Source organism: Kitasatospora sp. NPDC001660 (assembly GCF_053596725.1).
This window is the reverse complement of sequence record NZ_JBSFGU010000004.1, coordinates 351,439-364,968: the sequence shown is the minus strand read 5'-3', so window position 1 is coordinate 364,968 and position 13,530 is coordinate 351,439. Positions and strand designations below refer to the sequence as shown.

11 protein-coding genes are annotated in these 13,530 nt (G+C 76.3%); 2 read left to right on the top strand and 9 right to left on the bottom strand.

Annotated features, from left to right (window positions below; translation table 11 throughout):
* Positions 1-65: 65 nt before the first annotated feature.
* The 4 genes from ACWCXH_RS07015 to ACWCXH_RS07000 form a co-directional block, all read right to left on the bottom strand.
* The gene (locus tag ACWCXH_RS07015) at positions 66-980 is read right to left on the bottom strand and encodes a hypothetical protein (protein ID WP_449800296.1); all 915 of its coding nucleotides are present in this window, start codon (positions 978-980) and stop codon (positions 66-68) included.
* Positions 981-1,161: 181 nt separating this feature from the next.
* On the bottom strand, positions 1,162-2,154 hold the full coding sequence (locus tag ACWCXH_RS07010; protein ID WP_449800295.1) for an N-acetylmuramoyl-L-alanine amidase: 993 nt from the start codon (positions 2,152-2,154) through the stop codon (positions 1,162-1,164).
* A gap of 7 nt (positions 2,155-2,161) precedes the next feature.
* Entirely contained in the window at positions 2,162-3,370 is a 1,209-nt protein-coding gene (locus tag ACWCXH_RS07005; protein WP_449800294.1) for a hypothetical protein, read from the bottom strand.
* 106 nt (positions 3,371-3,476) lie between these two features.
* Positions 3,477-4,136, bottom strand: a complete 660-nt coding sequence (locus ACWCXH_RS07000) for a class I SAM-dependent methyltransferase (protein WP_449800293.1) — start codon at positions 4,134-4,136, stop codon at positions 3,477-3,479.
* A 190-nt stretch (positions 4,137-4,326) separates the two neighbouring features.
* Here ACWCXH_RS07000 and ACWCXH_RS06995 point away from each other — a divergent pair, with 190 nt between their 5' ends.
* A complete protein-coding gene (locus ACWCXH_RS06995) occupies positions 4,327-5,415 on the top strand; it encodes a Zn-dependent alcohol dehydrogenase (protein WP_449800292.1) in 1,089 nt (362 codons plus the stop codon).
* A 58-nt stretch (positions 5,416-5,473) separates the two neighbouring features.
* Here ACWCXH_RS06995 and ACWCXH_RS06990 read toward each other — a convergent pair whose 3' ends face one another.
* From ACWCXH_RS06990 to lanL, 5 genes are all read right to left on the bottom strand, one after another.
* Positions 5,474-5,647, bottom strand: a complete 174-nt coding sequence (locus tag ACWCXH_RS06990) for a hypothetical protein (protein ID WP_449800291.1) — start codon at positions 5,645-5,647, stop codon at positions 5,474-5,476.
* 280 nt (positions 5,648-5,927) lie between these two features.
* Positions 5,928-6,392, bottom strand: coding sequence for a hypothetical protein (locus ACWCXH_RS06985; RefSeq protein ID WP_449800290.1), 465 nt, complete (start codon positions 6,390-6,392; stop codon positions 5,928-5,930).
* Between the two features lie 413 nt (positions 6,393-6,805).
* Entirely contained in the window at positions 6,806-6,949 is a 144-nt protein-coding gene (locus ACWCXH_RS06980; protein ID WP_363659199.1) for a VenA family class IV lanthipeptide, read from the bottom strand.
* A 144-nt stretch (positions 6,950-7,093) separates the two neighbouring features.
* Complete coding sequence (locus ACWCXH_RS06975; protein ID WP_449800289.1) at positions 7,094-9,094, bottom strand: alpha/beta fold hydrolase; 2,001 nt, start codon at positions 9,092-9,094, stop codon at positions 7,094-7,096.
* Complete coding sequence (lanL, locus tag ACWCXH_RS06970; protein WP_449800288.1) at positions 9,091-12,183, bottom strand: class IV lanthionine synthetase LanL; 3,093 nt, start codon at positions 12,181-12,183, stop codon at positions 9,091-9,093. Before lanL ends, ACWCXH_RS06975 begins: the two co-directional genes overlap by 4 nt.
* Before the next feature lie 487 nt (positions 12,184-12,670).
* On the opposite strand from lanL, the gene ACWCXH_RS06965 reads away from it, so the two are divergent.
* Complete coding sequence (locus tag ACWCXH_RS06965) at positions 12,671-13,507, top strand: Nif3-like dinuclear metal center hexameric protein (RefSeq protein WP_449800287.1); 837 nt, start codon at positions 12,671-12,673, stop codon at positions 13,505-13,507.
* Positions 13,508-13,530 lie beyond the last annotated feature (23 nt).

Genomic DNA, 13,530 nt, shown 5'->3' with positions numbered 1-13,530 from the left:
TTTTCCTGTCGGGGGGGTTCTGGGGCGGGACCACGAGGTCCCGCCCCTTCCGCGTCGTGCGAGGGTCAGCCGCGCTGGATGCCCGAGGTGTCGGCCAGCACGCCCTGGGTGCCGTCCTGGAGCTGGGCGACCAGCGCGGTGCCGCGCTGCTCGACCGCCAGGTACCAGGTGCCGGGGACCAGCTCGCCGATCGGCCCGCCGACCGGGTTGTCCTTCGGCGCCAGCGGACGCGGGGCCGGGACGGCGAACCAGAACGGCGCGAAGTCGGCCGCCGGGGCAGGCTGCGGGGCCGGGGCCGGCGTCGGCTGCGGGGCCGGGGCCTGCGCCGGGGTGATGTCCTGCGGACCGGGCTGGCCGGGCGTGCCCGGGGCCGGGTAGCCGTAGCCGTCGGGCTGGGCGCCGTACGCCGGGGCCTGGTTCGGGTCCTGGCCCGGCACCGGGTAGCCGTACTGGCCGGGCTGGGGCTGACCGGGCTGACCCGGCATCGGGTAGCCGCCCTGGTACGGGACGGCCGGACGGTCGGTCACCAGCGGCGCCTTCAGCGCGGGCACCAGCGGGCCCGCCGCGGCGGCACCGGCGAGCACGATCAGCGAGATGAGGCCCAGCCAGGCGCCGAAGCCGTGGCCGATGTTCGGACCGTAGGTCTCGCCGCCCAGTGCCCAGATCGAGGTCCACAGCGCCGCGACCGCGAACGCGATGCCCCACTGGTCCAGCCGCAGGCCGAGCACCTGACGGTTGGCCGCGGCCGGGCCCTGGAACCGCTGCACCAGGATCAGCGCGGCGGCGGCGATGCCCAGCAGGTAGATCGAGGGCAGGATGGGGAACAGCGCGGTGCTCCACGCGTTCGTCGAGGACGAGACGCTCCCGCAGTACGGCCCGGCGCAGCTGTAGCTCAGGTAGGGCAGGAAGGAGGCGATGAAGAGCAGGACGGCCGCGCCCGCGACGGCAGCGTCTCCCCTGGTGAGAGCGCGCAGATTCACTTACGTTCCCCTCGTTGACGTTTCGTGGTCGGCGGTCGGTGCGGTCGGGCGGACCGGCCGAGAACCTCCGAACGGACCAGAAGCCTAGGGCCAACCGACCCGCCGGTGCACAGCGGGACCCGAGAATGGGGCGAAGTCGTTGTAAACGGCGCAGCCCGCAACCCTCGGTGGGCCCCGGAGGTCAGCCACGCGCGGTCAGAAACGCCGTCAGCGCGTCGGCGATCCCCTGGGCCGCCTTCTGCCGCCACTGAGGGTCCGTCATCCGCTTCGCGTCCGCCGAGTTGCGCATGTTACCGCACTCGATGAACACCTTGGGGACCGTCGAGAGGTTGAGGCCGCCCAGGTCGGAGCGGGTGTCCAGGCCGTCGTTGGCCGTGTAGTCCGCGTACTGCTCGCCGGTCGCGGTGTGGAACTGCTCGCGCAGGAGGAGGCCGAGCCGGTGTGACGGTTCGACGATCGCCGAGTTGTCGGCCTTCCCGGCGACCACCTTGGCGGGCAGGATCACGTGGAAGCCGCTGCCGCCGGCCGGCCCGCCGTCCCCGTGCACCGAGAGGGCCACGTCGGCGTGGGCGTCGGCGGCGGCCTTGGCGCGCTCGTCGATGCACGGGCCCCACGGGCGGTCGCCGTCCTGGGTGAACACCACGGTGGCGCCGCGGGCGGCGAGGATCGCACGGGCGCGGCGGGAGACGTCCAGGGTGTAGTCGGCCTCGGTGTAGCCGGAGTCGGTCTCGGTGCCGGTGGTGTCGCACTCCTTGCGGGAGTTGCCGATGTCGACCTGACGGTTGATCTCGGTGGCGTGCGAGAAGTTGCCGGGGTTGTGGCCGGGGTCGAGCAGGATCGTGCGGCCGGCGAGGGTGGTCGAGGTGGTGAGGGGGGCGCCGGCGGTGGGCGTGGCCGAGGGGGCGGTGGCCGACGGCGTGGCGCTGGGCGCGGCCCCGGACGCGGTCGGGGTGCCCCCGGGCGTCGGGGCGGCGGTCGTCGAGGGGGGTGGCGTCTCGGGCGTGGCGCCCGCGGCGGCCGCGCTGGGCGCGGCCGTCCCGCCGGCGGGCGCGTCGTGGCTGACGGCCTGCCAGCTCAGCCAGCCCGCGAGGCACAGCGGTACGGCCGCGCCGACCACCGTGGTGGCGCGCAGCAGGACGGAGCGGCGGGGCGGTCGGTTCGTCGGGCCGGTCACGAGTGGTTCAGATCCTGTCCTGGGTCCGCGCGGTGAGGCCGAACATGTCGGCGATCGGCTTCCACTTGCCGACGAAGTCCTTCTTCGCCTGCGTGGCCTGGGGGTTGAGCTCGTCGGCGTGCTTCTTGTCGGCGGTGGTCGGGGCCGTGCCGGAGCAGCCCTGGCCGGCCACCGAGCGCGCCCAGGCCGCGTACGCCCGGTCGATGTCGGCCGACAGCTGCCAGGCCGACTTCAGCGACTGGACGGCGTCCGCGCCGCCCGGGACGTCCGAGGCGCTCAGGCCCGCCAGCTTGCGCAGCAGCTCGTCGCGCTGCTTGGCGCCGTTGTCGAAGACCTGCGCCGCGCTGTCGATGTCGGCCTTGGCCGGGCAGCTGCTCACCTTCGCGACCGCGCTGCCGATCGGCGCCTTCGCGCTCTCGCCCTGGGTGAGCAGGTCGTCCATGGCGCCCGCCTGGGCCTTGGCGTTCGGCCCGGCGGTGGTCGCGGACGGACTGGGCGTCGCGCTCGCCGAGGCCGGGTCGGTCGCGGCGGTGTTCGGGGCGCCGGCCGAACCGGTCGGCGCCGGGGCCGGCTGCGGGCCGCCGGACGGCGCCGCGTCGGTCGCCGCGACGGACGCGGCGGGTGCGGCCTGGTCCTTCTTGCCGTCGCCCTTGACCGCCATCAGGAGCCCGCCGCCGACCGCCAGCACCAGGAGCAGCGCGAAGCCGACCAGCAGCGGCGCCTTGCGGTTGGCGGGGCGCTCCTCGTCGTCGTTCAGGTCCTGGTAGCCGGCCGGGTGGTCCGGCCGGGCCGGGTGGCCGGGCTGCGGCGGGTACTGGTAGCCGGGGCCGGGGGGCGGGCCGGGCGCCTGCGCGGTCGCGTGGGCGGGGAACGGCGATGCGGGCGGGACGGGCGGGGGCGGCGGTGCGGCGGACGGGAACGCGGGAGCGGTCGGCGCGTCGTAGCCCGGGGCCGTCGACAGGTACGGGCGGGCGCCCAGCGGCGGGCCCTGGTCGCCGACCCCGCCCGGGGCGGGCGGCGGGGCCATGGGCGGCGCGGGGGGCGAGGGGGGTGCGGGCCGGGACGCGGCGTCGGCGGGGCCGGGCTGCCGGGGGCTGCGCTGCGGCTGGCCGGGCTGCTGGGGGCCGGGCTGCTGGGGGCCGCGCACCCAGCCGCCGGCGCCACCGCGAGCGGTGGGGTCCCAGACCGCCGGAGCGGTGTTGTGCTGGTCCGTCATGTGCCGCTAGCCCCCACCGTCCGCCGTTGGTCTGCCTGGTGTCGCTGCCTGGTGCTGCGCGGCCACCGTACCGTTCGGACCGCCGCCCGACGGCTCCGGCACGACGTTAGAGCATCGGTGCGCGCCTGCGCAGCACACGCAGCGAACCGGTGACGGAGACCTCCTCGAAGCCCTCCGCCAGCGCCCGCAGGTACACCCGGTAGGGTGCCTGGCCGCCGTCCGCCGGGTCCGGGAAGACGTCGTGCACCACCAGCAGGCCCTCGGGGGCGAGGTGCGGCACCCAGCCCTCGTAGTCGCCGGTCGCGTGCTCGTCGGTGTGCCCGCCGTCGATGAACACCAGGCCGACCGGACGGCCCCACAGCGCCGCGATCCGCGGCGAACGGCCGACCAGCGCCACCACGTGCTCCTCCAGCCCGGCCGCGTGCAGCGTCCGGCGGAACGTCGGCAGGGTGTCCATCAGCCCGACCTCGGGGTCGACGAGCGTCGGGTCGTGGTACTCCCAGCCCGGCTGCTGCTCCTCCGACCCGCGGTGGTGGTCCACCGTCAGCGCGACCGTCCTGGTCTCCCGGGCGGCCGCGGCCAGCAGGATCGCCGAGCGCCCGCAGTACGTCCCGATCTCCAGCACCGGCAGCCCGGTGCGCCGCGCCGCCGTGACCGCGGCCGCGTACAGCGCGAGCCCTTCGTCGACCGGCATGAACCCGGTGGCCGCCTCGAACGCCGCCACCACCTCGTCCGCCGGGCGGACGCTCTCCAGCAGGTCGGACATGGGGCGGCTCCTCGCGATGGGTGGTGTGACGACGGTCGGTCGGACCCTACTCGACAGTACGTCCGCACCCCCGGCCACCCCTGCCCGGTGCCCCGCCCTGGAACCGTCACTGGAACGTGTTCCAGTCGCCGCTCCCCGGCCGTGCCAGAATCGGCCCGACCGTGGATCCGAGGCACACCGGGAGCAGCCCATGCGCGCAGCCGTTCTGCACAAGACCGGGCAGGACACGCTCGACGTCCGCGAGGACGTGACGGCGGTCGGGTTCGGGCCCGGCATGGTCAGGGTGCGGATACGGGCGGCGAGCCTGTGCCACTCCGACCTCTCCGCGATGAACGGCGTGCTGCCGCAGCCGGCGCCGTTCGTGCCCGGCCACGAGGGCGCGGGGGACGTCGTCGAGGTCGGCGAGGGCGTGCGGGGCGTCGCGCCCGGGGACCGCGTCGTGCTGTGCTGGATGGCGCCCTGCGGGCGCTGCGCCCACTGCGAGCGCGGCCGGGGCCACCTCTGCGTCGCGAGCCTGCGGCGCCTCGGCGCGCCCGGCTTCCGCTTCGAGGAGGGCGGCGTGGCGGTGGACGCGTCCGGGTTCTACGGCACCGGGTCGTTCGCCGAGGAGGTCGTCGTCGCCGAGGACGCCGTGATCAAGGTGCCCGCCGACCTCCCGTACGAGGCCGCCGCGCTGATCGGCTGCGGGGTGACCACCGGCGTCGGCGCCGCCGTCAACACCGCGCGCGTGGCGCCCGGCGCCTCGGTGGCGGTGATCGGGGCGGGTGGCGTCGGCGTGGCGACCGTCCAGGGCGCCCGGATCTGCGGGGCGGGCCGGATCACCGTCGTCGACCCCGTGGTGTCGCGGCGCGAGCGGGCGCTGGCCTTCGGCGCGACCGACGCGATCGCGCCGAAGGAGCTGAAGGCGACCGCCAAGGGCCTGCCCGGCGGCGGCTTCGACTACGTCTTCGAGGCGGTCGGCCGCTCGGCGACCGTCCGAGCCGCGTACGACGCCGCGCGGCGCGGCGGGGCGGTGGTCGTGATCGGCGCCGGGGCGCAGGACGACCTCGCGCAGTTCACCATGGGCGAGCTGTTCTTCAACGAGAAGCGCCTGCTGCCCTCGCTGTACGGCGGGGCGTCCGTGCCGTCCACGATCGCGCTGGTCGTCGACCTGTGGCGGGCGGGGCGGATCGACCTGGACGGCATGGTCACGCACCGGGTCGCGCTGGCGGACGTGAACGACGCGATCGCGCAGATGAGGAGTGGTGAGGCGCTGCGGACGGTCGTCACGCTGGACTGAGCACGACGCACGAGGGCCCGCCGGGAGGTCTCCCGGCGGGCCCTTCGCGTGTGACCGGTCAGCCCAGGGCGCCGGCGGCGCGGTGCCTGCCGTGCGCGCCGGCCTCGGGGCTGTCATCGGTGGAGGACAGGCCGCGGTGGCGGCCGTGCGACGCGGTGTCCTCGGCCGTGGTCTCGTCGGCGTCGGTCCCGTTGGACGCGGGTCCGGTGGTGTCGGTGAGGGTGTCGGACATCAGAATCGTCTTTTCCGTGCGGAGGTTGCGGATGCATCGGCGCCCGCCCGGCACTGTGGATGCGCGGTCGGGCCCCCGTTCGGGCGCAGGAAACGCGCCACAGCCGGTGATCGCGGCCCGTGCCCCGGCCACCATAACGGCCGGAGCGCAGGAGATCCTATCGAGATCATGACGCCCGCCGGCCGCCGGTACGGGGAGAGAGGCACGAGCCGGCGACCGGCCTGCGGGCGGCGCCCGGCGGGCCGGCTGGTTCGGGTCGTCGTGCCGCGTGAGGGTGCCGTCATGATGCGCACCGCGCGTGTGGCGCGCCGCTGGGGAGAGGGGTGGACCCCAGCCAGTGGCCGACCAGGTCCCGGTAGAGCGGGGACAACACCTGCAGATCCCCGTGCCGGGCGAGTGTGCCGCGGCCGCCGTCCAGCAGCAGGACGCGGTCGGCGCGCAGGGCGAGGCCCGCCTCGGCGGCGAATCGTTCCTCCGCCAGTACGACCGCCCGGCGGCGTTCCACCAGCGGCCGCAGCAGACGGGAGAAGAGCAGGCCGGCGGCGAGCAGCGGCAGCAGGACGAGTGGCAGGACGGCGGGCGCGAGCAGTGCCAGGCCGATCAGGGCGGCGGCCAGGGTGATCCCGACGCCGCGCAGGGTGCGCAGCAGGGTGGCGGTCAACTGCCGCGCGGACTCGACCTGTTCGGTGAGCCGCGCGACCTCGGCGGGGTCGGCGACGGGCCTGGCGAGCGCGCCCTGGACCACCCGTGTGACGAGCGCGTCCCGGAACGGCTCGACGACCGCCGCGAGGTGCGGGAACCCGGCTCGCGCCGCCCGCGCCGCCCGCGCCGGCCGGTCCGGCGGCAGCGGCGGTGGCGTTGGCGGCGGCGCCCGTGCCCAGGAGGAGGGCGAGCAGTGCGAACGCGCCGGTCGCGGACCGGTCCGCGCCGCCGAGGGCGGCGTCGACGGCCCCGGCGAGGGCGGCGGGCAGGGCGAGCGTGGTGGCGGCCTCGACGGGCAGCGCGAGGCCCAGGGCGAGGGTCGGGCCGTCGGGTCGGCGGGGCAAGCAAGAGCTCCTGCGGGAGAGTCGGAGAGTGAAGGACGGCGCCGTCCCCGCCTGTCCGGACAGGCGGGGACGGCGCCCTCGGGTCATCGGAGGACCTGGGTCACCAGCGTGATCAGTTGATGGTGAAGATCAGGCAGGTCAGGATGAGACAGGTGTACTGGCAGCCGGCGCCGTGGCCGGTCAGCTCGACGGACTCGCTCTCCGGCAGCTCCTGGAGCGCCGCGAGGTCGGTCTCGAAGTCCACCATGTTCTCCATGATCGGTTCCTCCCCTTGGGTGCGCGCCCGCCGCGATCTGCCTGCGGGCGTCGGGTAGTACCCCCGGGCGGCTCGGTCCGCCGCGCCGGGGTGGTGCCCCGGGCCGCCGGGCCCGGGAGTCCGTGGGGTGTCCTGCCGGGCCGGTCAGCCCGGTCGGCCGGTGCGCAGGAAGGCGGCCAGCAGCTCGTGCAGCACGGCCGCGCCCTCCTCGGCCAGCACCTCGTGCCCGGACCCGGCCGCCTCGACGTACCGGAAGTCCACGCCCTCGACCCGGCCGATCCGCAACAACTCGTGCCGCAGCGACCGGGACTGGCTCACCGGCACGACCTCGTCCCGGTTGCCGTGCACGACGAGCAGCGGGGCGCTCAGCCGGTGCGCGAGCTGGAGCACGTCGCGCGGCCCGCGGGCGTCCGCGATCTGCTCGCCGCCGCCCAGCCGGGTGGTCAACGCCCGTACGGGAGGCGCCGCTTCGGCCAGCAGTCGGGCGCCGGACAGGAACGGCGCGACCACCGCGCAGCGCACCACGTGCTCGGCCGGGGCGTGCGCCGCCGCCAGCAGCGCGAGGAACGCGCCGTAGCTGACGCCGAAGAGGGCCGGCGGCTCCAGGCCGAGCGCCGCGCGCTGGCCCGCGAGGCCGTCCAGCAGGTACAGGACGTCGTCCAGGTCCGGCCCGCCCCACGCGCCGCGGATCGCCATCGCGTGCGGCACGCCGTACCCGGTGGAACCGCGCTGGTTCGGCGCGACCACGGCCAGGCCCTCCGCGGCCATCCGCTGCAGCGCCGGGTCGAACTCCAGCCGCCAGGCGTCCGCAGGCCCGCCGTGCAGGGCCAGCACGAGGTGCGGGCTGCTCAGCCAGGCGTCCCCGCCGTACACGACGGCCTCCAGCGGTCCGGCAGGGCCCGCGAGCTCGATGCTCTGCGCGGGCTGCCAGCGGCCGCCGTCCCCGGGCGACGTGCTGCCGTCCAGCCGCCAGCCGGCGGGCGGCGTACGGGAGATGCTCATGCCGCCGGGCTGCCACGGCAACACCGTGTCCCGCCACGGGCCGGGCAACCCCGAACCCAGCGGCGCCAGTTGGAGCGGCAGCGGCATCGGGCCGGACACCGGGGCCGCCGGGCCGTGCGCCAGCAGCGCGTCCACGTCCAGTGCCGCCAGTGCCGCCGGGTGGTCGGGCGCCGAGTACGGCATCCGCAACCCCGCCTCCCCCCAGTGCCCGACCGCGCCGAGCCGGCCCGGCGGCACCGGCAGCGGGTCCAGCCTGCCCGCCGCGGGCCGCCACAGCGCCAGCGCCGAACCCGCGCCGTGGTCGATCTGCACGGCCACCCGCGGCCCGTCCGCCGCCTGCCGCAGCGCCACCGGCCGCAGGAACATCCCCGCGACGTGCAGGCGCTCCGGGAACCGCAGGGGCTCGCCGCCGCCCAGCACGCCCCAGCCCAGCCGGTCGGTGCCCGGCGCGTCGCTGCGCACCATCGCGAAGCGGCTGTCCGGGTCGAACAGCACCAGGCGGTCGTTGCTGTGCTCGCCGATCTCCAGCAGCGGGGTGACCGCGCCGCTGCGCACGTCCAGCACGACGGTGCGGACGATCCCCGCGCTCACCCGGTCCAGCGCGAGCAGCGCCCCGGTGTGGTCCAGCCAGACGCCACCGCCGTGCAACCCCGGTACCTCGGCGACCGGTTCGGGCTCGCGGCCGTCCGTCCGGACCAGCCAGACGGTGGTCGCCGGGCGGGTGTCGGTGCCGAGCGCGAGCGCCACGGGGGCGGACGGGCCGCTGCCGGCGGGGCCGGTGCCGGGCGGGAGCGGGAGCAGGCGCAGGCCGGGCATCCTGAGTGTCGCCAACTGCCGTTCCGTGCAGGCGCCTTCGCTGGGCGAAAGGTGGACGAGGTCGTGCCGTTCGCCGTCGTGCCGGCAGATCAGCACCGACCCGTCCGGCAGTGAGACCAGCTGCGAGCGCAGGCTCTCCGAGCGGTTGCCGGACAGTGGCATCGGGGTCGGTGCGGCCGGTCCGCCGTCCACCGGGAGGCACCAACTCTCCGCGTGCCAACCGCCGTCGGCGGCCGAGGCGAGGCACGCGGCGTGGCTGCCGTCCGGCGCGAAGGTGAAGCTCAAGCGGCGCAGCGCGTTGGTCCGGGTCTGGGTGACGACGTTCACGCCTGGCTCACCTCGCTGGTGGAGCGGGCCGGTTGGCGCGCGGCGGGCGGCACCGGGTCCACCCAGAGGCGGGGGCCGCCGTGCCGCAGGCGCAGCAGGAAGGCGAGCGCGCCCGCCGTGCCGGTGCCGTAACCGGGCGCACAGCCGGTGCCGGTCTCGTCCGGGAGTACCAGGAGGCCGTCCCGCAGGGCGCAGCGGGCGGCGATCAGGTGCGCCAACTCATCGGCACCGGCCTGGAATTCGCGCTCACCGGTGGCTCCGGCGAGGTCCAGCAGGTACTCGCCGTTGCCGGCCAGGCCGTGGCACGCGCTCACCCCGCTGTGCCAGCGGCCGGCCAGTACGGCCCGCCCGGCGGCGAGTGCCAGCTCGCGGGCGGTGGCGTCCCCGGTGGCCTGCCAGAGGCGGAGGAGGAACGTGCCCGCGCCGGACGAGCCGTTGCACCAGTGCGCGAGGCGGACGTGTGGCGCGTCGTCCGCGCTCTGCGGCCACCAGGCGGCGTCGGTGCCGGCGCCGGCACCGGCCTCACGGCGGACGGTCGCGGCGAGCGTACGGCGCGCCTCGACGGCGCCGGCCAGGAGCGCGGGATCGCCGGTCGCCTCGGCGACGGCGAGGAGGAAGGCACCGACACCGGCGACCCCGTGCGCGAACCCCAGGTGGGTGATCCCGGCGAGCGCCGAGTCGAAGTCCTCCGGCACCGGCCAGACCAGCCCGTACGGCTCCCGGCGGGCGGCCGCGAGCAGGGCGCGTCCGCAGCGGGCGGCGCGGGCGAGGAAGGCGGACGCCGTGGTGCCCGAGGCGTCGGCGGCGAACCGGAGCTGGGCGAAGCCCGCCCCCGCGGCGCCGTGGCAGACGTCGGGGTTCGGCCACTCGACGGCGACCCGCAGCGCCATCGCCGTGGCGCGCTCGGCGAGATCGCGATCGTCGAGCGCACGGGCGGCGTCGAGCAGCGCCCAGGCCGTGCCCGACCGCCCGAAGTGCAGCCCGGGCAGGACGACCGGCTCGGCGGCACAGCGGCGCTCGATCCAGTCGGCCGCCGCACGAAGCATCCCCGCATCGGCCGGAAGCCCGTCCACCAGCGCCGCCCGGGCGAGGAGAGCGAGCACCCCGGCGGCCCCGTGCTGCACATTGCACGGATCCGTCCGCTCCCCGGCCGGCACGACGGGCCACAACCGGTCCCGCCGTTCGGGCGTGGCGGTGACGGCGAGGTGCCGGAGCCCGTCGCTCAGCACCCGGTCGAGATCGACGGCGTGCGCGGGGAGGCTGGCACCGCCGGCGAGGAAGAGCGCGTCGCGGTGCTGCGGGCTGATGCCTTCGGTCGGTTCAGCGTCGCCGGGCTTCCGCCCGATGCGGACGGTGGCGGGACCGGGGCGGCCGTCGTCACCGGCCGTGCGGTTCTCGGCCGCAGGCCGTTGCGTGCCGTCCTGCCGCTCGGTGGCGATCGGCGGCAGCAGCAGGACGGCGCTCGACGCCCGCCGGTCGGCGCCCGTCGCCGGCGGCGCGCCGTCCCTGCCCGTGGCCGCCGCGTGCGCCGTCGCGTGCGCCGCCGCGCTCGCGTCCACCGCGCCACCCCCGCCGAATATTGCCGCCCGGACCCGCTCCACGTCCCACCGCTCCGTCGGGGCGTCCGCCCGGAGGGCCAGGACGGCCGGGGCGAGGCGGCGGGCCGTCGTGCCGGTGCGGGCGGCGAGGGTGAGCCAGCGGGTCAGGCGTTCGGTGACGGGGCGGGCGTGGGGGAGGTCCTCGGGGAGCAGGGGGTCGTGGCCGGTGGCGAGGAGGAAGAGGAGGCCGCCGAGGGCGTACAGGTCGACGGCGGGGTCGGCGAGGCACGTGCCGTCCGTGACCAGGCTGAGCCGGCCCGGGCCCTGTTCGGGGGCGCGGTAGCCGGGGGTGCCGGCCGAGCCGGCGTGGTGGCCGGTCTCGGCGGCGAGTTCGAGGTCGACGAGCCGCAGCCCGCCGTCGGGGCGGACCATCACGTTCCCGGGGGAGAGGTCGCGCAGGACCAGCCCCTCCGCGTGCACCCGCTGGACGAGGTCGAGCAGGGCCCGCGCGATCGGCCCGGCCTCGGCCCAGTCGACGTCGGGGCCCCCGTCGCGCCGCAGGCGGGCGGTGACCCAGCTGCCGAGCGGCTGTCCGGCGATTCGTTCCTGCACCAGGAAGACGGAGTCGTCCTGCTCGATCAGTTCTATGGCGGCCGGCGCCAGGTCGCGCCCGGCCAGCCGGTTCAGCAGAGCGGCCTCGTGCCGCAGTGCGTCGCGGGCGTCCGTACCGGCGCGGTCGACCTCGATGTGGGCGCGCGCCTGCTTGACCACGACCTCGGCGCCGCTCGCCGCCTCCCGGCCGACGAAGACCCCGCCCTTGGTGCTGTGCCGTACGGCGGACGTGATCGCGTACCGCCCGGCGAGCAGCACCCCGCTCGGGCGGTTCCGGGGCCGCGAAGGAGCCGCGAACGGATCCCGCGCCCACCCCGGCGCCCGGTAGGAGGCCCCGCGGACGTCCACCGCGCGCTCCCCGTCCGGCCCGCGCAGCACCGACCGGTACTCCCCGTCGTTGCCGAGTTCGGCGCGCGCCGTGAACGCGCCGTACCGGTAGTGCACCCGGCTGCCCGGCCGCAACGGCCGGTCCGAGAGCACGACGGGGCCGGGCAGCCCGTTTGTCGCGCGGTCGAGCGCGGTGGCGAGCCGCCGGAACTGTTCGTCGTGCGCCGGGTAGACGGTGATGAACTTGCCCGCCGAACCGCGGTCGCTGTTACGGGAGTTGAGCTCGCGCAGGCGCTCCTGCCCGGCTGCGAACTTGAACGTGCACGGGTCCTCGGCGAGCACCCCCACGACGGCCGCGAGCACCGCCTCGCCCGCCGCCGAGGCCGCGCTGACGTGCAACTTCCAGCCCTGCCCGGGTAACGGCGACGACCCGGACGGCCTGGCCGTGCACCAGAAGCCCTCGACGGCGACCTCCCAGTCCCCGTCGCCTCCCCGGCCTCCGGCGCCGGCCAGCGCCGCCCGCGTCATCTCCGGCCACGGACCGGCCGCATCCGGTCCGCCGCCGACCGATCCCGCACCCCCGGCCGTACGCAGCGATGTGCCCGCCTCCATCCGCATCCACATCCCTTCGTCTCGGCCGCTGCCCGCGGGTGCCCACTGCTCGGGCACCCGGGCGCGCGGCACGGCCTGATCGGTTTCCTCGGGAGGACCGGGAGTTCGGACCCCGAAGGACCTCGAAGGGACCTCGCAGGCCCGGGACCCGCAGTGCCGTCCCGACCCCAGGTCGGGGCTACTGCCAGGGCAACTCCCGTTCGCGGAACTGAAGTTACTTTCGAGGTGGGGGAGCCTCAACGCACAACCGGTCACTTCACTCATAAGGGTGATCCAGAGCGGGTTTCGAATTCGTGCGAGCGGCCCGGTGTGAGCAGTGGGGGCCTGCCTCACCGGCGCACACGGCCCGCGCGCCTGGCGCCCGAGCCGCGCACTGCAGGTTGACGCGCATCCGTACGCCGGCGGCACCCACGTCCGAACGCTCCCGTCGGCGGCCCCGTGAGCGGCCGGGGCCCGACCGCCCCCGCGCGCACGGTAGTCTCGACAGGTGCCGAAACTGTCCGACGTCATCACCGCACTCGAAGAGGTCTACCCGCCGCAGTGGGCGGAGTCCTGGGACGCCGTCGGCCTGGTCTGCGGCGACCCCGAGGCCGAGGTCGGTCGCGTCCTGTTCGCCGTCGACCCCGTGCAGGCCGTCGTCGACGAGGCCGTGGAGTGGGGCGCCGATCTCGTCGTCACCCACCACCCCCTCTACCTGCGCGGCACCACCAGCGTCGCCGCCACCACCTTCAAGGGCCGGGTGGTGCACACGCTGATCGGCAACGGCATCGCCCTGCACGTCGCGCACACCAACGCCGACCACGCCGATCCGGGCGTCTCGGACGCCCTCGCCGAGGCCGTCGGCCTCACGGTCACCGGCCCGCTGGTGCCGGACCGGACCGACCCGCTCGGCCGCCGCGGCGCCGGGCGGATCGGCCTGCTGGAGCCCCCACTGACCCTCGCCGCCTTCGCCGAGCAGGTCGCCAAGGGCCTGCCCGCCACCGCCGCCGGCGTCCGGGTCTCCGGCGACCCGGACCGGCTGATCAGCCGGGTCGCGGTGTGCGGCGGCTCCGGGGACGGCTTCTTCGCCGAGGTCCGGGCGGCCGGCGTGGACGCCTACCTCACCGCCGACCTGCGTCACCACCCGGCGTCCGAGGCCGCCGAGGCGGCCCCGGTCGCGCTGGTCGACGCCGCGCACTGGGCCACCGAGTGGCCCTGGCTCACCCTGGCCGAGCGGGCCCTGCGGGCCGCCGCCGACGAGCGCGGCTGGGCCGTGGAGACCAAGGTCTCCCACCGGGTCACCGACCCGTGGACCGCACACGCCCCCATGTCCTTCCCCGCCTGACCCGATTCACAGGAGCTCTCCGC

Coding starts and splice junctions, on each gene's coding strand:
- ACWCXH_RS07005 (WP_449800294.1), bottom strand. CDS start 3,370: ATGACGGACCAGCACAACACCGCTCCGGCGGTCTGGGACCCCACCGCT.
- ACWCXH_RS07000 (WP_449800293.1), bottom strand. CDS start 4,136: ATGTCCGACCTGCTGGAGAGCGTCCGCCCGGCGGACGAGGTGGTGGCG.
- ACWCXH_RS06995 (WP_449800292.1), top strand. CDS start 4,327: ATGCGCGCAGCCGTTCTGCACAAGACCGGGCAGGACACGCTCGACGTC.
- ACWCXH_RS06990 (WP_449800291.1), bottom strand. CDS start 5,647: ATGTCCGACACCCTCACCGACACCACCGGACCCGCGTCCAACGGGACC.
- ACWCXH_RS06980 (WP_363659199.1), bottom strand. CDS start 6,949: ATGGAGAACATGGTGGACTTCGAGACCGACCTCGCGGCGCTCCAGGAG.
- lanL (WP_449800288.1), bottom strand. CDS start 12,183: ATGGAGGCGGGCACATCGCTGCGTACGGCCGGGGGTGCGGGATCGGTC.